At 47.1% G+C, this 19,899-nt stretch carries 17 protein-coding genes and 2 pseudogenes; 15 read left to right on the top strand and 4 right to left on the bottom strand.

Annotation, left to right across the window (positions count from 1 at the left end; all coding sequences use genetic code 11):
* The first annotated feature begins 11 nt into the window (after positions 1-11).
* The 3 genes and pseudogenes from C8268_RS23505 to C8268_RS05860 all read left to right on the top strand — a co-directional run bounded on the left by C8268_RS23505 (position 12) and on the right by C8268_RS05860 (position 1,930).
* Positions 12-472 (top strand): annotated as a pseudogene (locus C8268_RS23505) (MsnO8 family LLM class oxidoreductase).
* Positions 469-903, top strand: coding sequence for an LLM class flavin-dependent oxidoreductase (locus C8268_RS23395; RefSeq protein ID WP_337441781.1), 435 nt, complete (start codon positions 469-471; stop codon positions 901-903). The pseudogene C8268_RS23505 and the gene C8268_RS23395 overlap by 4 nt, the downstream one beginning before the upstream one ends.
* Before the next feature lie 61 nt (positions 904-964).
* A complete protein-coding gene (locus C8268_RS05860) occupies positions 965-1,930 on the top strand; it encodes a TRM11 family SAM-dependent methyltransferase (RefSeq protein WP_106769853.1) in 966 nt (321 codons plus the stop codon).
* A 575-nt stretch (positions 1,931-2,505) separates the two neighbouring features.
* Here C8268_RS05860 and C8268_RS05855 read toward each other — a convergent pair.
* Positions 2,506-3,459 (bottom strand): D-2-hydroxyacid dehydrogenase, encoded by a 954-nt coding sequence (locus C8268_RS05855; protein WP_106766814.1) that lies wholly within the window; start codon positions 3,457-3,459, stop codon positions 2,506-2,508.
* A 319-nt stretch (positions 3,460-3,778) separates the two neighbouring features.
* Here C8268_RS05855 and thpR point away from each other — a divergent pair, with 319 nt between their 5' ends.
* The 3 genes from thpR to C8268_RS05840 all read left to right on the top strand — a co-directional run bounded on the left by thpR (position 3,779) and on the right by C8268_RS05840 (position 6,098).
* On the top strand, positions 3,779-4,360 hold the full coding sequence (thpR, locus tag C8268_RS05850; protein ID WP_234032679.1) for an RNA 2',3'-cyclic phosphodiesterase: 582 nt from the start codon (positions 3,779-3,781) through the stop codon (positions 4,358-4,360).
* 95 nt (positions 4,361-4,455) lie between these two features.
* On the top strand, positions 4,456-5,370 hold the full coding sequence (locus C8268_RS05845) for a cell wall hydrolase (protein WP_106766813.1): 915 nt from the start codon (positions 4,456-4,458) through the stop codon (positions 5,368-5,370).
* A 44-nt stretch (positions 5,371-5,414) separates the two neighbouring features.
* Complete coding sequence (locus C8268_RS05840) at positions 5,415-6,098, top strand: metal-dependent hydrolase (RefSeq protein ID WP_106766812.1); 684 nt, start codon at positions 5,415-5,417, stop codon at positions 6,096-6,098.
* A gap of 88 nt (positions 6,099-6,186) precedes the next feature.
* Here the strand turns inward: C8268_RS05840 and C8268_RS05835 are convergent, their stop codons facing one another.
* A complete protein-coding gene (locus C8268_RS05835; protein WP_106766811.1) occupies positions 6,187-7,356 on the bottom strand; it encodes an MGDG synthase family glycosyltransferase in 1,170 nt (389 codons plus the stop codon).
* A gap of 583 nt (positions 7,357-7,939) precedes the next feature.
* Here C8268_RS05835 and gltB point away from each other — a divergent pair.
* Positions 7,940-12,538: a glutamate synthase large subunit gene (gltB, locus tag C8268_RS05830; protein WP_106766810.1), complete on the top strand. Its 4,599-nt coding sequence runs from the start codon at positions 7,940-7,942 to the stop codon at positions 12,536-12,538.
* A gap of 396 nt (positions 12,539-12,934) precedes the next feature.
* Positions 12,935-13,087 (top strand): hypothetical protein, encoded by a 153-nt coding sequence (locus tag C8268_RS22625; protein ID WP_158702688.1) that lies wholly within the window; start codon positions 12,935-12,937, stop codon positions 13,085-13,087.
* 67 nt (positions 13,088-13,154) lie between these two features.
* Here C8268_RS22625 and C8268_RS05825 read toward each other — a convergent pair whose 3' ends face one another.
* Positions 13,155-13,523: a helix-turn-helix domain-containing protein gene (locus tag C8268_RS05825; RefSeq protein WP_106766809.1), complete on the bottom strand. Its 369-nt coding sequence runs from the start codon at positions 13,521-13,523 to the stop codon at positions 13,155-13,157.
* A 216-nt stretch (positions 13,524-13,739) separates the two neighbouring features.
* On the opposite strand from C8268_RS05825, the gene C8268_RS05820 reads away from it, so the two are divergent.
* The 4 genes from C8268_RS05820 to C8268_RS05805 all read left to right on the top strand — a co-directional run bounded on the left by C8268_RS05820 (position 13,740) and on the right by C8268_RS05805 (position 17,037).
* Entirely contained in the window at positions 13,740-14,174 is a 435-nt protein-coding gene (locus C8268_RS05820; protein WP_158702687.1) for a hypothetical protein, read from the top strand.
* 273 nt (positions 14,175-14,447) lie between these two features.
* On the top strand, positions 14,448-15,341 hold the full coding sequence (gene galU, locus C8268_RS05815) for a UTP--glucose-1-phosphate uridylyltransferase GalU (RefSeq protein WP_106766807.1): 894 nt from the start codon (positions 14,448-14,450) through the stop codon (positions 15,339-15,341).
* Positions 15,342-15,351: 10 nt separating this feature from the next.
* A complete protein-coding gene (locus tag C8268_RS05810) occupies positions 15,352-16,050 on the top strand; it encodes a sugar transferase (RefSeq protein ID WP_106766806.1) in 699 nt (232 codons plus the stop codon).
* Positions 16,051-16,092: 42 nt separating this feature from the next.
* Positions 16,093-17,037, top strand: coding sequence for an LCP family glycopolymer transferase (locus tag C8268_RS05805; RefSeq protein WP_106766805.1), 945 nt, complete (start codon positions 16,093-16,095; stop codon positions 17,035-17,037).
* A gap of 115 nt (positions 17,038-17,152) precedes the next feature.
* Here C8268_RS05805 and C8268_RS05800 read toward each other — a convergent pair.
* Positions 17,153-17,380, bottom strand: a pseudogene (locus tag C8268_RS05800) (helix-turn-helix domain-containing protein); the annotation flags it as partial.
* 221 nt (positions 17,381-17,601) lie between these two features.
* Between C8268_RS05800 and C8268_RS05795 the strand changes: the two are divergent.
* The 3 genes from C8268_RS05795 to C8268_RS05785 are packed head-to-tail and all read left to right on the top strand — an operon-like array spanning position 17,602 to position 19,806.
* Positions 17,602-18,363 carry a tyrosine-protein phosphatase gene (locus C8268_RS05795; protein ID WP_106766803.1) on the top strand — a complete coding sequence of 254 codons (762 nt, stop codon included), beginning with the start codon at positions 17,602-17,604 and terminating at the stop codon, positions 18,361-18,363.
* 23 nt (positions 18,364-18,386) lie between these two features.
* Positions 18,387-19,160 carry a YveK family protein gene (locus C8268_RS05790; protein ID WP_158702686.1) on the top strand — a complete coding sequence of 258 codons (774 nt, stop codon included), beginning with the start codon at positions 18,387-18,389 and terminating at the stop codon, positions 19,158-19,160.
* Complete coding sequence (locus C8268_RS05785) at positions 19,117-19,806, top strand: CpsD/CapB family tyrosine-protein kinase (RefSeq protein ID WP_106766801.1); 690 nt, start codon at positions 19,117-19,119, stop codon at positions 19,804-19,806. The genes C8268_RS05790 and C8268_RS05785 overlap by 44 nt, the downstream gene beginning before the upstream one ends.
* Positions 19,807-19,899 lie beyond the last annotated feature (93 nt).

Below are 19,899 nucleotides of genomic sequence, written 5' to 3'. Positions count from 1 at the left end.
AAGGAGAATACATGATGAGCGAGATCAGACTAAGTGTACTGGACCTAGTCCCGCGGTTTGGGGACACCCCTTTTGAAGAGGCGCTGGAGCAAGCGGCAAATCTGGCAGTTCATGCGGAAAAATGGGGCTACGGGCGCTACTGGGCAGCCGAGCATCATGATATGAAGGATCTATCCTGCGCCTCGCCCGAGGTGCTGCTGGCACATATCGGTGCCCGTACCCGCAGCATCCGCCTCGGCTCAGGTGCGGTTCTTTGCCCCATTACAGTCCTCTTAAGGTAGCCGAAAATTTTCACATGCTGGCATGTTTGTATCCGGGGCGGGTTGACCTCGGCATTGGCCGTGCGCCTGGCGGGTCTGCACATGCATCGAAGGCGCTGAGCGGGAACTTTTTAAGCCATGTTGCCAACATGCCCAACAAGGTGCACCATCTGATCGAGCTGCTGGAGGACAGCTATCACTACGAAGTATGAGTGACAAGAACGGCGCAGAGGTGCTTGAAGCTTACCGGGAGGCATTCCGGCCTTCGTCTCTTATGGACAAGCCGAGAAGCATCGTGGCGATAGGAGTCATTTGTGCGGAGACTTCGGAGGAAGCTTTGCGTCTGGCCAAACAGGTAGCGAAGCCTGATCATGGGTTCAAGGCAGCGGTTCAAAGCAGCAGTGATGCTGGGTCACAGCCTAAGAAAGCAGATGATGACAGCAACAACCGTTCCGAAGCAAGGGAAGAGCTTGAGAGTGACGGCGATAATCGTCTTCTTGTCGGCACACCAGAACAGGTGTGGGACAAGCTAAAGCGTATGGCGGCGCAATATTCCTGTGATGAATTTTTGATATTCTCCCCTATAAATGATTATAAGAAGCGGTTGGAATCTTACCGTCTGCTGGCGAAAGGTCATGTCTAAAGTAATCTTGGGGCAAGAGCGATCGTAAGAATAAATTGACGAAAGAATGATGACAGACATGATAAACAATGAAATTTTAAACCTTACACCCGATCGCCGTTATCGTTATCTATATACCTTTGCATGTCATGAAACCGAGCGGGAACTGTGCTTGCTGGAGATGCGTGAACTGTTGGGGGAGAAAGCCGAAGTCGGAAACTCATGGGTTTTCAGTGAACAAAGGATTGACCCTGACCGCAGCCCGTTTCTTTCTGCGAGGGTGGATGTGCTGTATACCGGCGATACGATTGAAGAAATTGCTGAGCAAGCATCCAATATTCGGCTTGAGGATTCCAGCTTTAAAGTCGTTTATATTAAGGCAGGGGACAAGCTCAGCTACGATGAACAGCGGTCAGTGGAGCGTTTTGTAGGGGGATGCATAACCGGAAAGGCAGATATGAAGCAGCCGGATATGACGTTCGGAATAGGGTCCCTTGGCGGAAGCTGGCTATTTGGCGTATGTCATTATCCGCAGCGTGCCTGGCTGGTCCATAAACAGAAACCGCAAAATTACTCCACCGGGCTCAGCTCCCGGGTTGCACGCGCTCTTGTGAATATTGCCGCTCCCGAGACGGAAGGCGTTTCGATGCTGGACCCCTGCTGCGGTATGGGAAATGTGCTGATTGAAGCTTTATCTATGGGACTGAGCATACAAGGTTGTGATATGAATCCGCTCGCCGTCCGGGGAGCCAGAGTAAATCTGCGGCATTATGGATATTCCGATACGCTCGTTACGCTCGGAGATATGAACGATCTACAGGGAAGGTACACCACCGCATTGCTGGATCTTCCTTATAATGTGTGCTCTGTGTTTCCGCTGGAAGACAAGCTTCGGATGCTTGGCAGCTTGCGGAAGCTGGCGAAGCGAGCGGCCATTGTGAGCACCGAGCCTTTGAAAGACGTATTGAAACAGACGGGATGGCAGGTCATCGGACAAGCACAGGTCACAAAAGGGACCTTCGTGCGTGATGTATGGCTATGTAATTAATGCACTCGTAATTGAAGTGAAGTGAGAGGAAATGTAGGGGGAGAAGCGAAAAGGGGGGGAAATGGAAGTGAACAGGGGTTGCTATTAAAAGTGTCTCGTTAGTTGAAATTACTCTAATGGAGAAGGGAACATCCAAAAATTAAATTTAAAGTTACGCCAACGAAGAGTGTAGTACCTAGAAAAATTTTATATCAATGGAGAAGGGAGTGCCCAGAAATTTGAAATTACTTCAATGGGGAAGGCAGTATCCAGAAATATTGAAGTTACACCAATTGAGAAGGAAGTATCTAGAAGATATTGAAGTTACTCCAATAGAGAGGGTTGTATTTAGAAAATCGTAAAATTGCGACAACGGAGAAGGCGGAATTATTTTGGAGAAGCGAAGCGTTCGCCCGAAAGCTTTCCGAAGGAAAGCTCGCATCGGAAGCATAAGCTGTCCCCAGATTTCATCGAATGTAAAATACTTAAAAAGAAATCTGGGGGCAAGAGCGATCGTAAGAATAATCCGCATTCGTAGTGATGCTTAGGCAAAGGATCTTTTCATCTTTTAATATGTAACTTCTTCTAACTACAACTTAATACGCCTTCTCATAATCAATCACATTGCGAGGCAAAGGCTTGCCTTGACGATAAGCCTTCAAATTTTCCAGGAAAATTTCCAGTACACGTTCGGCGTAATGAATCGTGTCACCGGCCGTATGCGGTGTAATGATCACATTGTCCATTTTCCATAACGGATGATCGCTTGGCAGCGGCTCCTGTTCGAAGACGTCCAGTCCCGCGCCGGCGAGCTTGCCGGATGTTAACGCCTCAACAAGTGCCTCTGTATTGACGCTCGGACCTCTGCCCATATTGATAAAAAATGCCCCGTCTTTCATCGCCTCAAAACGCTCCCGATCATATAAACCTTTCGTTTCATCCGTAAGCGGCAGGATGTTGATCACAAAATCGCCCTCAGCTAAAGCCTTGTCCAGCTCATCCAATGAATACATGATGTCGATATTCGGGTCGGGTTTACCGGACTTCCGAACTCCAACGGTCTTCATGCCAAAGGCTTTGGCCGCCTTGGCTGTGGCGCTGCCGATTTGTCCGACACCAACGATGACAGCGGTTGCACCGAAAAGCTCGCGGAATGTCCCGGATCTGTCCCATCGGCTTTGGGATTGCTGCCGGATCGCATGATGCAGGTTTCGGGTATAGGCCAGAAGCATCGAAAAGATTTGCTCTGTAATCGGTATCGCGTGCACGCCGCTGGCGTTGGTTAGCGCAATATTTTTTTGGTTCAGCTCTTTAAGCGGCATTCTATCAACACCGGCGGACCAGATTTGAATCCAGCGGACCTGGCTGTTATCTCCAAGCGCTTCTTCCGTGGCGGCAGAGGTCCATCCAAGCACGATGTCGGCCTGGGCCAGGGTGCCGGAAGGCAGCTCTTTATACTTGCCCATAATAAGCTCATAATCTGGAGCGATATCGTTAATTTTTTTCATTTGTTCGGTTGTGAGTTCATGAAGAGCAACAATTTTTTTCATGAAAAATAGCCTCCTGTCGGTGTATTGAAAAAAATGCCAAGCTTTCACCATCATCTTATCAGATTTAAAAGGGATGCGCATGTCCGAAAAATGACTGAAATGGCTGATCTAAAGCGATGGAAGATGGAATGATCGGCATGTTTTTTGGACCTGAAAAGTTTGCAGAAAAATACATTTTCCTCATAAAACCTAAGATGAAAATTTGATTAATGTCATTTTTTTGCATTCACTTTTATCGATTTTATGGTATCATGTTAAACTTAGTGCGGGTTTTGTACAAACTAAAGGCATCAAATCCATTGCATAAGCAGGAAGAAGGGTGTATTTATTGGTGGCCACAGATACAGAATCAGTTATGCGCTTGTTTATCGCGGTCCCTCTGCCGGAAGTGGTGTCAAACCGCATTGCACGGTGGGCGGAAGCGCTTCGGACAGATGTTTCTTTTCGAAAATGGGTTCATCCGCAGGATTATCACATTACGCTCCAGTTTCTTGGGGACACGAAAACAGAACGTGTGGAATCCGTGTTAACATCGCTGCGCAGGATTGCTGACGAACAAGAGGCTGTTCAATTAAGGCTTCAGGGCGCGGGCGTTTTTGGGCCGGCATCTGCTCCGCGCATATTATGGGCAGGCATTTCAGGGGAGCTGGAAAAGCTAGGACTTTTGCAGCAACGGGTATCCTCTGTGATGGCTCCGTTAGGCTTTACAGTGGAAGACAGGCCTTACAAACCGCATATTACAACAGCGAGAAAATATACCGGCGGTAACATCACCGCCGACCTGGTTAGAACAGGGCCAGAGCCGGTAAGCTGGAAAGCCGATCGCTTGGTGCTGTTTCGAACCAAGATGCATTCTAATCCTATGTACGAAAGACTGGGCAGCATGGAGTTTAAACGGTAAGCCGATTTATTTATCGATTTGGCATAGCCGTGTTTTCATCTCCTGGATTTCTGGTTACATAGTGTAGGAATGTGCCGACATATAGGAGGAACAATATGGGGATCAAAATGTTACGACAAAACCGCTGGGTGGCCCTGTTGGTTGGGGCCCTCTTTGTGAGTTTGTCTTTAATAAGTCTGCTTGGGATGCAGACGAAAGAAAGTCAAGGGGAGAAGGAGCAGCATACACAACATAACGTTGCTGCAGCTATGCCGAAGGCTGAAGAAGTGAATCATGCAGGACAATGGATCATTGAGAATCATGAGAAGATTTTGTCATCTTTTTTAACTTCAAATCAATTCCAAGAGTGGAAAGTGAAAGAAGACATGATGTTGTCCTTTCCAGAATCAGGGCTAAAGGAAAAACAGTTCGCGGTGAATACCGCAAGCCAGACTTCCAAGAGCAAGTCCGAGGCTGAGGCAAAGTCAGTGCCTGTAAAAAAAGACAAGCCCAAGACCAAACAAGCGAAGCCCAAGAAGAAACAAGAGGGGACAACAGCTGTAAATTCTCAGGCTAAGAGCCTACAACCCCCCACAACATTATTCTTCACGAGAACGGAGACATTGACTCAGGCAGAAAAAGAAAAAGCGACCTGGGAATATGCTTTGTCAGCTGAAGAACTGCTGCTGCTCCAGAAGATTGTGATGGCAGAAGCAGAAGGCGAACCGTACGAAGGCAAAGTGGCAGTTGCCAATGTTGTCTTAAACCGGCTGCGGTCAGCCAATTTTCCCGATACGATTACAGATGTTATTTATCAAAAGCATCAATTTAGTCCGGTAGGAAACGGGCGTCTTGAGCGTGTCCATCCCAATGAGGAAACCGTTCAAGCTGTTAATGCTGCCCTACACGGCGATAAAGCAGTAAGTGATGACACTTATTTTTTCCTGTCTTTACAGCTTGCACAGGATCTTACGGTGCATCATTCAAGAACTTTTGTGAAGAAGATTGGTAACCACTCCTTTTACAAGTAGCCCAAGTTTTGGGTAAACTATAGTCAGGAGGTGTGTTTCGATCTATGAAAATTACGTATTACGGCCATTCAAGCATGTTGGTGGAGGAAAACGGGGTACGCGTCATTATCGATCCGTTTCTTTCAGGTAATGCCAATTCGGGGATATCGCCTGATGATATCCAGGTTGATGCTGTCATTCTTACCCACGGACATGATGATCATTTTGGAGACAGCATTCAGATTGCCAAGAGGAATGATTGCCCGGTCATTGCTGTTTTTGAGCTTGCCAATTATTGTGCAAGCCAAGGTGTGAAATCCCATGGAATGAATATTGGCGGAAGCCTTGCTTTCAATGGGTTCAAGGTTAAATTTACGCAGGCTTTTCATTCATCATCGATCTCTGTGGGAGATACATGGTTCTATGCCGGACTGCCGGCAGGCGTGCTGTTAACGATGGGTGACAAGACATTCTATCATGCAGGGGATACAAGTCTGTTTGGAGACATGCGCCTCATTGGAGAAATGAATAACATTACGTGTGCGGCACTGCCGATCGGTGACGCATTTACAATGGGTCCTGATGATGCTTTGCTGGCTGCTCAGTGGTTGTGTACCAAGAAGGTCATTCCGGTACATTACGACACATTTCCGCCAATTAAGCAGGATGCGGCGCTTTTCTGTGACCGGCTTTTGAAATCAGGTATAGAGGGATACCCTCTTAAGCCAGGAGAAAGTATAGATATATGATTTTGTATAACAAATGGCGGTGCTCAGGATGTGATCCTTGCACCGCCATTTTCTTTTTTTCGGTCCGTTAAATATGTTAATGATTGCACTAATTCGAATCGGCCAGCAGATGGACAAACTCGGTATAATCTTCTTCAATAAGAGATAGCATTTCAAGGACCTGAATCGCACAGTTGTCCGGGTCGAGGTAAGGCAGTCGCCTTCGAAGCAATTCATGTCGATAGTTTTTAACATCGTCATAGCGGCTGGATAGAAGGTCGAGCCATTTATCCACAACCTCAGGAGATTCCAGTATTTCTCCGAATCCTTCATTTACGAAAAAAAGACAGTTCTCTTCTTCCTGACCGGGAATTGGCTCATAGAAGAGCATAGGGAGCGCTTTGGCGGCTCCTTCGGTACAAGTCATTCCGCCGGGCTTGGTAATCAGAAGATCTGAAACGTCCATCAGCTTGTGAATGTCCTGACGATAACCGAACACATGAATGTTCGGGTGCTGGAACAATGGATCTTCACGCATGCTGGATACCAACTTCTCGTTTTGCCCCATGACGAATACAAGTTGTACATCATTCGCCCGGGCTGCCAGCTTGCCAAGGAAGTCTTGATTGAACACGAGTCCCCAGCCTCCGCCCATAATAAGAACGGTAGGCATATGGCTGAGCTTCAATTCAGCTCGAAGTTCATCCTTGTTCTCCTGATCCCAAAACTTGGGGTGAACTGGAATGCCGGTTACATGTATGTACTCCGGTGGTATTTCACGTTGGATCAACAATTGTTTGACCTGCGGAGTAGGTACAAGATATTCATCGACCTCATCATTCACCCAGGTGCCGTGTGCATCGTAATCTGTAATGAGCGTATATAATGGAACATTCAGCCCCTGGCGCTTTAACCGGGAAACGACAGCGTTTGGAAACGGATGAGTACATATAATGATATCCGGCTTTAAATGATTAATGACATGTTCGGCCTGCGCATAAAAGATACGATGTAGCGCCAGGCGTGTAATCCGGTTCAGCGATTTTTTATATTGTGAACGGTAGAGCTTGCCCACCAGCCGTGGACTTGTGCTGACTGTTTTACGATATGCCGATACAATCAGCGGGCCTACTGTCGGGTTCAGGAAATTACCGAGCTCAATGACGCGGCACTTGATGTTGGGGTTTTTTCGCATCAGCCCCTCACCTAAAGCATACGCCGCCTGCGTATGACCTGTGCCGAATCCCTCCGAAAAAAGGAGCACCCTGGTTTTTCGCATAATTTCACCTACTTCTTTCTCCCTCTATCTTACAAAATAGGAATCATTTTTTGAAGAGCGGCGGTAAAAAACACATGTATAGTAATATACGTTCCAATTCCTAAAGCATTTCATTTTTTCATCTATATCTATTTATTAGACGAATCATCTAATCAGTCCCCCTGCATATAAAAGAATACTTCTTTTAAAAGGTATATTGCAATGTAGCTGGTATATCCTGATTCAGGTTTTCTTGGATTTTTTTATCTGCTAAGTTCCTGATCTTGAAAGATCGGAATGTCTTTTTTGACATCTTTTTTGCATTATAATACATAAATTTTTTCGGGTTTTAGAGAGCCGAGTGACAAAAACAATTCTTATCACATTTATAAAAAGATTGAATTATGCAGATATCATGCACGGTGATAAAATAATTCCACAAAATTAATTCGTTATATTTATGAATGATCCTCAGATTTTGTTTGCATAAAATTGCATTACATTGTCTATGTCCTTCCGATTGAACAGCTGAAACAGCCTGATTCTCCTCATGCTGTCCTATCCAGGCACGGCACTACTCTATAACAGGAAAGGTTGCATATGTATGAAACATACCGAATTTCCTCGACAACAAGGGCTTTATGATCCTAAGTTCGAAAAAGACGCTTGTGGAATGGGTTTTATTGCTCACATTAAAGGAAGGAGGTCCCACCAAATTGTAAGTCAAGCCCTTGCGATGCTTGGCCGAATGGAGCACCGGGGCGGTCAAGGAAGTGAACCGGAATCGGGTGACGGTGCGGGCATCATGATCCAAATTCCGCATGCTTTTTTCTCAGCAGAGGGGAAGCGTCTCGGATTTGCACTGCCGGAGCAGGGATGCTATGGAGCGGGGATGTTATTTCTGTCTCATGACCCGATTGTTCGGGAGAATCACGAGAAGCAGCTGGCTGATATCATTGCCGAGGAAGGCCAGAAGTTGCTTGGATTCCGCGATGTGCCGACAAACGATGAGATGCTTGGTAAATCCGCGAGGGCAGCCAAGCCGTATGTCCGTCAAGTGTTTATCGGACGCAGCAAGGATATTCAGGATGATCTCAGCTTCGAACGAAAGCTTTATGTCATCCGCAGAAGAGCGGAACACGCCATTCGTTACAGCGGTACACCGGAGGGGGAAACCTTCTACGTATCCAGTCTGTCCTCCCGCAAAATTGTATATAAAGGTATGCTGACGACCTTCCAGTTGGGACCGTTTTATGTGGATCTGCAGGATTCACGCGTTGAATCGGCGATTGCCCTGGTTCACTCCCGTTTTAGCACGAATACTTTTCCTAGCTGGGAGCGTGCGCACCCCTATCGCTTTATGATTCACAACGGTGAAATCAATACGCTTCGGGGGAATGTGAACTGGATGCATGCCCGTCAGTCTCTCTTTGAGAGCGAGCTGTTCGGAAGCGATCTGGACAAAGTAAAACCGATCATTAACCCGGACGGCTCCGATACAGGGATGTTTGATAATACGTTTGAATTTCTGTATTTGAGCGGACGTTCTCTGCCCCATGTTGCCATGATGATGGTACCGGAGCCGTGGAACAACCACGAAAGCATGGATGAGACGAAAAAATCATTTTATGAATATCACAGCATGCTGATGGAGCCGTGGGACGGGCCGGCGGCGATGGCGTTTACCGATGGCATTCAGATCGGCGCTACACTGGATCGTAACGGGCTTCGTCCATCCCGTTACTATGTTACCAAGGACGATTTGATTGTTCTGTCTTCTGAAGCGGGTGTACTCGATATTCCTGCTGAAAATGTGCTGTATAAGGACCGTCTTCGTCCCGGACGGATGCTTTTGGTTGACACGGAGGAAGGACGTATTATATCTGATGAAGAGGTGAAGGCCAGTATTGCCGCCGAGCTGCCTTACCGGGATTGGCTTAACGAGCATCTTGTGAATTTGGAAGATCTTCCGGAAGCGAAGGAATTGCCGAACCCGAAGCATGAAAATGTGCGCCAGCTGCAGCAGGCATTTGGCTATACATTCGAGGAGCTGCGCAAGGTTATTGAGCCGATGGCTCTGACTGGAGCCGAAGCGATCGCATCCATGGGATATGATGCGCCGCTTGCTGTGCTGTCGGATCGTCCGCAGCGTCTGTTTAATTATTTCAAGCAGATGTTTGCACAGGTGACGAATCCGCCGATCGATGCGATCCGTGAGGAGCTGATTACATCTACGGCTACCACCATCGGACCAGAGCGAAATTTGCTGGAACCGGAGCCTGAGAGCTGCCGTCATATCCGGCTGGATTGCCCGGTGCTCTCCAACGAGGATTTTGCTAAAATCCGTCACGTTCATCGTCCCGGTTTCAAGGCCATGACCATTCCGATTTTCTTCACAGCAGCTGATGGCGCAAGGGGGCTTCGTCAAGCTTTAAACGTATTGTGCGAGGCAGCGGATCGGGTGATTGCGAAAGGGCATAACATTCTGATCCTGTCTGACCGCGGTGTTGATAAGGAAAATGCGGCGATTCCCTCGCTCCTTGCAGTATCAGCGCTTCATCACCATCTGATCCGTCAGGGCACACGGACGAAGGTCAGCCTTTTGCTGGAGTCCGGCGAGCCTCGTGAAGTACATCATTTCGCACTCCTGCTCGGATACGGTGCCAGTTCGGTGAATCCATACCTGGCATTTGAAACGTTGGACGATATGATTCAAGAGAAGATGCTGCGCGGCATTTCCCGTGAGAAGGCCATTAAAAATTACATGAAAGCGGCAAGCAAGGGCGTTGTCAAAGTGTTGTCCAAAATGGGAATCTCCACAATTCAATCGTATCGGGGCGCACAGATTTTTGAAGCTGTCGGTCTTAACTCGGAGTTTGTCGACAGCTACTTTACGTGGACTCCGTCGCGGATCGGCGGGATTGGTCTGGAAGAGGTCGCTGCTGAGACGCTGGCACATCATGAGCGGGCATTTTCCGATAAGGACGGCAATGACAAGGTGCTTGATTCCGCCGGGGAATATCAGTGGAGAAGCGGCGGGGAAGAGCATCTGTTTCACCCGAGAACGATCCATCTGCTTCAGCAGGCGGTCCGCACGAATGATTACGAACTATATAAGCAGTATGCCAAGCTGGTGCAAGGTGAGAGTAAGCGGCATCTGACCTTGCGCGCATTGCTGAAGATCAAGCCGGCAGGAGCGCCTGTGCCGCTTGAGGAAGTGGAGCCAATCGAGAGCATTATGCGCCGCTTCAAAACCGGCGCGATGTCATTTGGCTCCATCAGTAAAGAGGCCCACGAAAGCCTCGCGATCGCGATGAACCGAATCGGAGGCAAGAGCAACACGGGTGAGGGCGGTGAAGATCCGGGGCGATATGCTCCGGATGCGAGCGGCGATTCGCGCCGCAGTGCAATCAAGCAGGTCGCTTCTGGACGGTTCGGCGTAACCTCCAACTATTTGGTGAATGCCGATGAAATCCAGATCAAGATGGCACAAGGAGCCAAGCCGGGTGAGGGTGGACAGCTGCCCGGACGGAAGGTATACCCTTGGGTCGCGGAAGTTCGCGGCTCAACGACGGGAGTCGGGTTGATCTCGCCTCCGCCCCATCACGATATTTACTCCATTGAGGATTTGGCGGAGCTGATCTATGACTTGAAAAATGCGAACCCGCGCGCGGATATCAACGTCAAACTGGTGTCAGAGGCTGGCGTAGGAACCATTGCGGCTGGTGTAGCCAAGGGACGGGCCGACATTATTCTGGTCAGCGGTTACGATGGAGGCACGGGAGCTTCTCCGCAAGGCTCTATCCGCCACGCCGGCATGCCGTGGGAGATCGGGCTTGCCGAAACCCACCAGACGCTCATTCTGAACAACCTCCGCGACCGTGTCGTGCTGGAGACCGACGGGAAGATGCTGAGCGGACGTGATCTGATCGTTGCTGCTATGCTGGGAGCCGAGGAGTACGGCTTCTCCACAGCTCCGCTTGTCGCAATCGGCTGTGTTATGATGCGTGTCTGTCAGATGGACACCTGCCCGGTTGGGGTCGCGACCCAAAATCCGGAACTTCGGAAGAACTTTACCGGCGATCCGGCACATGTCGTCAACTTCATGACTTTTATCGCACGAGAGCTGCGCGAGCTGATGGCTTCGCTTGGCTTCCGAACGGTGGAGGAAATGGTTGGCCGCACCGATTGCCTGGATGCAGTGAAGGCGGATGATCATTGGAAGAAGAGAGGGATCGACATCTCAGCTCTTCTGCATTCGCCGCAGCTCCCCGAAGGCAGCTCCAGATTCCGCACTAAACGTCAAAACCACGCTTTGGAGGAAACGCTGGATATGCGCTGCCTGCTCGTTCATGCGGCTCCTGCGCTGGAATCGGGAGCTAGAGTTCAAGGCCGATTCCCGATTGCGAATGTAGATCGCGCAACAGGCACGATCTTGGGCAGTGAAGTTACTCGTAAATACGGAGCGGATGGATTGCCTGAGGATACGATTCAGTTTACTTTTGATGGCTCGGCAGGTCAGAGCTTTGGAGCGTTTGTACCGAAAGGAATAACGCTTATCGTGGAGGGGGACAGCAACGATTACATCGGAAAAGGACTTTCCGGAGGCAAGATCATTGTCAAGCCATCTTCAAAATCAACCTTCGCGGCGGAAGAGAATATTATCGCTGGAAACACGGCGTTTTACGGGGCAACGAGCGGAGAAGCTTTTATACGCGGTATCGCCGGAGAACGTTTTGCGGTTCGAAACTCGGGCGCTCACATCGTGGTAGAAGGCGTAGGGGATCACGGCTGCGAATATATGACAGGCGGGCGGGTTGTCGTTCTGGGAGAGACAGGGCGCAACTTTGCAGCTGGAATGTCAGGCGGCATTGCTTACGTATATGACCCGAGGGGCTTGTTGGTAAACCGTTGCAACCTGGAAATGGTGCTTCTGGAACGGATGGAAGATCCGAAGGAAGCTGCAGCTTTATTCGCAATGATTCAGCGGCACTCGATCTATACGGATAGCAGTTTGGCTCAGCGCATATTGGCAAATTGGGATCAGGTGCTTAAACAATTCGTTCGCGTGATTCCGAAGGATTACAAGCGGATGATGCTACTGATCCAAAAGGCTCATCAGCAGGGGCTAGAGGGAGATGCTGCACTGCTGGCGGCCTTTGAGGCGAACATGCGTGAGCCGGCCCGAACAGGCGGCAGATAAATATAATCGGGGCGTTATCATACGGACAGGTTCACTTGAATAAAATATGATCATAAAAGGGCGGTATCAGAAGCTACTTCTGTACCGCCATTTTGCATTTCATGTTATTTTCAACCATTCGATTTCTCGCGGGGAGAATACAATGAATCATGCTTTTGTGATTCTTATAACAGAGAGATGGTGATATCCCGAATGAAAGGACTTTTTAAGACAATCTGATATATTGTTTCGACAAAAATAGAACCTAACGCTTAGGACAATGGTTCCAACAGACGACAGTACTATGGATGTTGATCAGGTATAATATCCATTAGTAAGATAAAAGTTTAAAAATATCAGCTGAGTAATTACATTAGGGATGGATAACTAAAAGTTGACGATAAGCGAGGTTAGGGAATGATGAATGTGGAGAAAGAGACCGGATCAGGAGAATTTGAAAGACAATTGCAGCAGACTAAAACGGACTTGGACATCTACAAGCTCCTGAACCAGATGGGAATCCATCCCGATAAATGGTTAGAGTTTCAAGCGAAAAAAGAAGAAATGTAATATACATAGCTATGATCGTTCAATATAAATCCCCGGTACGCGTTATTCGCGAGCCGGGGATATTTTTTTACTTCATCATGCGTTCCATTCGAACAAAAGCAATGAAGCGTTTGGCTTCTTCCTCAGTCAGTTTCCGTCCATCCACTGTAAGATTATAACGCTCGAGCAGGTCCTCATCGGAAAGCTCCAGATTGTCAACAAATTCACGGACCTCGGAATCCAGTGAGACCTTGTCTTGTTTTGTTCTACCGATCAAATAATCGATCGTAACATCAAAACGATCAGCCAGGCGGGTGAGAGTTTCAAAATCCGGTTTGCGTCGGTTTTTTTCGTAATGAGATAAAGCGGCGCGAGTAATGCCCACCATTGTGGCTAATTCTTCCTGGGTCCAGCCTTGCTTTTCGCGTAATTCAGCTATTCGATTTCCGTAATTCATGCGCGGGTCCTCCTCCGATTGCTTGGAAATGCTCTTTAGAAGATGATGTTTAAATTCAGAAGGTTTATCCGAATGTATTTCATATTGACTAGATACACTTTGTATCGTAATATTGGAGATATTATAGGATACGAAATGTATCCATATGTGACGATTAGTATCATTTTATCTTTTAACGAGATGTCTTATACCCAAAATCACAGAAAAAGGAGTCAAATGAATATTTGTATGCTTAATACTGGACAGCATTCAATAAATGTCAGGATATCGGTTTCGGCAATCGGACAGTTAGACATTCAGGGTCGAAGACATCAGGTGATTCCACTTGAGCTGAGCCCGGAAAGACTTCTTTTTCTATGCCCCTGGAACATTCCGTTATCCTTGAATGTAAAGCTCTGTTATGAGTTGAACGATTCCTATGATCACTTGAGAATTCAAGGAAAATCCCTGACAAAAGAGCATTGGAAAGACAGCGGTCTGTATACAGCTATGCTCCAAGCTTCCGAGAATGAGAAGCTGAGGATCACAGGTATGCTAAACCGGATGATATGCCACTACTTTTTGAATTCCCCGATTAACCTATACAACAAGAGCGGAACGGGGTTACATGCCAACCCGTCCCGTCGACTGCAGAACAATATGATCCAATAATTTTGGTTACAAACATTTTACTATATTTACGTTGCTTGGTCATTAGTTCTTTTACCTTATATCCTGGCCCCTTCTTTAAACGAAAGGTGTTGGACTTTTTTAATAGGGAGGTACCAGAAAACAGAAAGAGCGAGCGATGGAGTAGTTCATATTGTCGATACAATCTGTTTCTTTTATGGGAAGAAACTACCATTTTTATATAATGAGAACCATATCTACTGTGATACAGGTGCAGGAAATGCGGTTTTTAAGGATTAGGGGAGGTAAATAAATATGGCGACAATCAGAAAGGCTATCATTCCTGCAGCCGGGCTCGGAACAAGGTTTCTCCCAGCGACGAAGGCGATGCCAAAAGAAATGCTGCCTGTGGTAGATAAACCTACCATTCAATACATCGTGGAAGAAGCGATAGAATCCGGGATTGAGGATATTATTATCGTTACAGGGAAAGGAAAGCGGGCAATCGAGGATCATTTTGATCATGCGTTTGAGCTGGAGTATACGCTGCAGCAGCGCAACAAAATGGATTTGCTGTACGAGGTTCAACGTCCTTCACGGATGGCGGATATACACTATATTCGGCAAAAGGAGCCGAAGGGCCTTGGGGACGCCATATTTTGCGCACGAAAATTTATTGGGGATGAGCCTTTCGCCGTGCTGCTTGGAGATGATATCGTGCTGGCTGAAAAGCCGTGCATCAAGCAGTTGATCGAACAGTATGAAGTGACCAAGAGCTCGGTACTCGGGGTCAAAAACGTGCCTGGCCATGAGGTGAGCCGATACGGCATCATAGAACCTTTCAAGAAGACACCAGCAAGGGGGCTTTCCCGGGTTAAGGGATTGATAGAAAAACCATCACCTGAAATGGCGCCTTCCAATATGGCTATCATGGGCAGATATGTGCTTACCCCGGCCATTTTTCATTATCTCGAACAGATCAGCACCGGCATTGGCGGAGAGATTCAACTGACGGATGCCATTCAACGCTTGACGGAAACCGAAGAAGTGTATGCTTATCCATTTGAGGGGATTCGTTATGATGTTGGCGAAAAGCTTGGTTATATACTTACTTCGGTGGAGTTTGCATTAATGAAAGAAGATATGCGTATTCCGCTGTTGCATGGTTTGGAACAGATGATCCATTACAATCGACGACTTGTAAAGTAGGGGATAGGCGATGACTATAAAACCGTTGAAATCAACCCCGCATATCGAAGGAAATCCAGGAGAAGTGCCTCAAGCAGCCGTACTATATCCGGTTTCTAAGTCCATTCGGCTTTTTAAATTAAAACGGATGCTGGACCTGGTGATGGCTGGCTTCGGCCTGCTCCTATTAGTGCCGTTATTTTTCGTGATCTATATCATTATAAAATGGGAAGACCCGCGCGCGCCTGTGTTTTTTTCTCAGACTCGGGTAGGTAAAGATGCCAGAACATTCAAAATGTATAAATTCCGTACGATGGTTGTCAACGCAGAGCAAATGAAGGGAAATCTGCTCCATTTGAATGAGATTTCCGGTGCTATGTTCAAAATGAAAAATGATCCGCGTATTACGAACATAGGACGCATACTACGCAAGACCAGTCTTGATGAGCTGCCGCAGCTGTGGAATGTGCTTCGGGGCGATATGAGCATCGTTGGTCCGCGTCCCCCACTGCCGGAGGAAGTGGCGGAATATACAGCCTATGATGTACAGCGGCTTGCAGTTATGCCGGGGTGTACGGGGCTATGGCAGGTAAGCGGCAGAAATGATGTCGGTTTTCGGGATATGGTTGAGCTTGATCTTCAATATATCCGGGAGCAATCGTTATTTATGGACTTGTATATCATAGTAAAAACCTTCAAGGTGATGTTCGGGGCCAAGGATGCCTTTTGATCGATTTTTCGGGTTGATTCGTGAAAGGCAGGCGATGATTTCATGCCCAAAAAACTGAAAATTACAGTTGGGGTAGTGGCACTTTTTCTTATATTCGTTGCTGGTTACGGGGTGTACATATATCAGTCGGTTAAGACGACAGCGGATCATATATATGAAGAGAGGAAGCCGGCTAATATAGTAGCTGACGCCAGGATTCAGGTTGAACAGGCACAACTGGCTCAGTGGAAGCAAGAGCCGGTCAATAAAGAGAAGCTTACCCCGTTTACGGTACTTGTGCTTGGGGTGGATGAAAGGGCGCATGATCGGGGACGCTCGGATGTTATGATATTACTTTCTGTCAGCCCGGCCCAAAAATCTATATTGATGTTCAATATCCCCCGGGATACGCGAACAAAGATCGTTGGACACGGAACGACAGACAAAATCAATCATGCCTACGCCTTTGGCGGTGTCGATATGTCGATTCGCAGTGTCGAAAATTTTTTGCAATTTCCGATAAATTATTACATTAAGGTTAATATGGAAGGATTTTCGCGGATCATTGATTCCCTTGGGGGAGTTACGGTTATGAACACATTGGCATTTGATTACGAGGGCTTTCATTTTCAGAAAGGCGAAATAACCCTTGGGGGAGAAGAAGCGCTCGCTTTTTCACGTATGAGATACGAGGACCCTAGAGGAGATTTGGGACGCAATGAGCGGCAGAGAGAAATTCTAAAGGAACTTATTGATAAGTCTTTAAATATTTCGACGGTGTTTAAACTCCAAACGATTTTGGATGAAGTTGGCTCAAGCGTCAAGACGGATATTTCGTTTGAAGAAATGAAAATATTCATCAAGGATTATCGGACGAAACTGGAAAAGATCGAACAGGTTGAAATCCAAGGCTATGGAAGCAGAATAAACGGCATTTGGTATTATAACGTTAGTGAAGAGGAACGAAGCAGAATCCATTCTCTGTTGAAAGCTCATATGCAGGAATAGGATTATTATGTTTTCTAGATTTATTTATGCAAAGGCCCCCCTTACTTTATTTCATAAGGGAGGCCTTTGTTTGTCAGGAGAATCGTAGGGATCGTGTTATTTAATCTTTAAGCTCCAAAGTCTTTTGTGTTAGTTCAGACGAGGGCGGATTTTTTCTTCCAATCATGTAATCAATGGAGACGTGAAATATATCAGCCAGACGTGTCAACGTTTCCAAATTTGGCTTTCTGCGGTCCTTCTCATAATGTGATAATGATGCCCGGCTGATACCAATCGCCACTGAAAGCTCTTCTTGAGTCCACCCCTTGTTTTCTCGCAGTTCTGCAATTCGTTGTCCATACAACGTTCATCTCCACCTCCTTTGTCATTATTCGTTTTCTGATATGTGACATAATTAACGCTTGACATGATACAAAATGTATCGTAAATTAACGTTACCGTCAATACGAATTGTATCCTATTTTTCGAAAAATGAAACATATTGTATCAATAAACTTTGTAAAATATGCTGTTCAGGCCTTTTTAAAGCAAGTACGAGAGTAAGAGGGGAAAGGAAGGGGGCAGATGATTGATATCCATTGTCACATCCTACCCGGAATCGATGATGGACCGGGAGCGATGAAGGCTTCCCTGTCTATGGCTAGGCTGGCCGTGGAGCAAGGGATTCATACCATAATCGCCACCCCGCATCATAGAACCAGGCGTTACAGCAATCCGGCTTCTCGAATCAAGCGCAGAGTTAATGCCTTTAATGCCATGTTGAAACAAAGCGGCATCCCGCTGACGGTGTTGCCCGGACAGGAGTTTCATTTAACCAGTGGCTACAGCAAAGAACATAAAAAGGGCCGGCTGCAGACGTTGGGGAACACGTCATATGTATTGGTTGAGCTTCCGTCGCGAACGTTTCCGGCACATTTTCCACAGTTTTTATCGTACATGAAGCGGCATCAGCTGCGCGTTGTTCTCGCCCATCCGGAGAGAAACGCTGCCTTTGTTCAAAATCCGGATTTTCTTTACGAATGGCTGCAGCAGGACGTACTGCTGCAAATTACAACGCAATCTTTAGTCGGGTACTTTGGGCGCCGGATTCAAAAAACGGCCGCTTATATTTGCCGGAATCGATGGGCCCATTTTTTGGCCAGTGATGCACACAATTCGTTCCAGCGGAGCTTTTATTTCAAGGAAGGATACGAGATGGCAGAGCAGCTTGGAGGTCTAGAGTTTCGCGATAAGCTGCAATCTAATGCAGCTAATTTGATTAGCGGTAAGGACATTTCGGGGCTTCATTCATTCTCATGGCAAGTCAGACACTTGGAACAAAATTAGAATGCCTTCTGGGGGTTGAACAGATGGAGATAAAGTTATTGATGTCCATGTTAAGAAAGAGGATATGGCTGATCGCAGGTTTTGTTCTGGTGTGCACAATCGGAGCAGGATATTTCAGCAAATTTGTCATGACCCCGGTCTATGAAGCGTCTGCGACATTGATTGTTAACAAATCAAATCTGGATAGCAGCGGCAACCCGGCTTTGGACATCAATCAAATCAATTCGAACATCATGCTTATTAATTCCTACAAAGTCATTCTAAGCTCCGCTTCGATCATGGATAAAGTCGTGGAAAAGCATCCGGAGCTGGGTGCTACTTCTGAAGATTTGAGAGAACGGCTTAACATTATTACTACACAAAACTCCCAGATCATCACCCTAAAAATTCAGGACCAAGCGTATGAACGAGCGATGCTCATCGTTAATGCCATATCGAAGGTGTTCAAGGAAGAGATTCCCCAAATTATGAAGGTCGATAATATTTCCATACTGGATACTGCCAAGCCTCAAGAGTCACCGGTGCCGATCAGTCCAAGGGTGACCTTAAATATCATCATTGCATTTATAGCCTCACTGATGATATCCGCTGGAATTGCTCTGCTTGTGGAATATTTGGATGATACCGTAAAGACGGAAGCGGATATTGAGAAATACCTGGAGCTACCTACCCTTGGCGCAATAGGGAAAATCAGAAAGAAAGACATGCGTCCAAAGCTAAAGTCGTCATCAAAACAACAGGCAGGTGAACCTTATGCATCGGTCAGCCAACGATTCGAAGCTGATTATGAACGTTAACCGGCGATCGCAAATCTCTGAGGGATATCGGAACATTCGAACGAATATTCAATTTTCGGAATGGAATCACAGGCTGCATGTCATTGCCGTGGTATCAACACAAGCCGGAGAAGGCAAGACAACGACCATCGGCAATTTGGCCGTGGCATACGCGCATGAGGGAAAGAACGTATTGCTGATTGATGCGGATCTGCGGCATCCTTCCATTCAGTCATTATTTAAAGTATCCAACAGAACGGGACTCTCGAAGCTGCTCGCCAATCAATGCTCTCATGAGGAAGCGGTGCAGCTGTCTGGTATCGAAAATCTGTCGCTCGTTACGGCCGGTCCGATCCCTCCCAATCCGACGGAGCTTTTGTCTTCGGGAAAGTTACAGGAGCTTATAGAGGGTTGGAAAGAGAGCTACGACGTTATTCTGCTCGACACTTCACCTATTATGGCCGTTGCCGACGGCTTGATCGTTTCTTCCATCAGCGACGGCGTCATCCTTGTTGTTAAGTCCGGGAAAGTGAAGCGGGAATATATACGTAAAACGAAAGAAAGGCTGGAGCACGCTAAGGCTCAAATCATCGGTGTGGTATTGAATCATAAAAAAATTAGCAAGTCCGAGGCCCGTCATTACAATTACTACGGGTATCGAGATTAGTCAACTATATACTCGTTCATTTCAGGTCATGTCTACTGCACCTTTATCACGGTAGGCACTCGGTCATGCTGTGGGTACTTGAATTACCTTAGA

This window comes from Paenibacillus faecalis (assembly GCF_900289175.1).
Taxonomy (GTDB): Bacteria; Bacillota; Bacilli; order Paenibacillales; family Paenibacillaceae; genus Paenibacillus_AQ; species Paenibacillus_AQ faecalis.
Note: the sequence above shows the minus strand (reverse complement) of the source record. Positions and strands in the feature narration are given on the sequence as shown.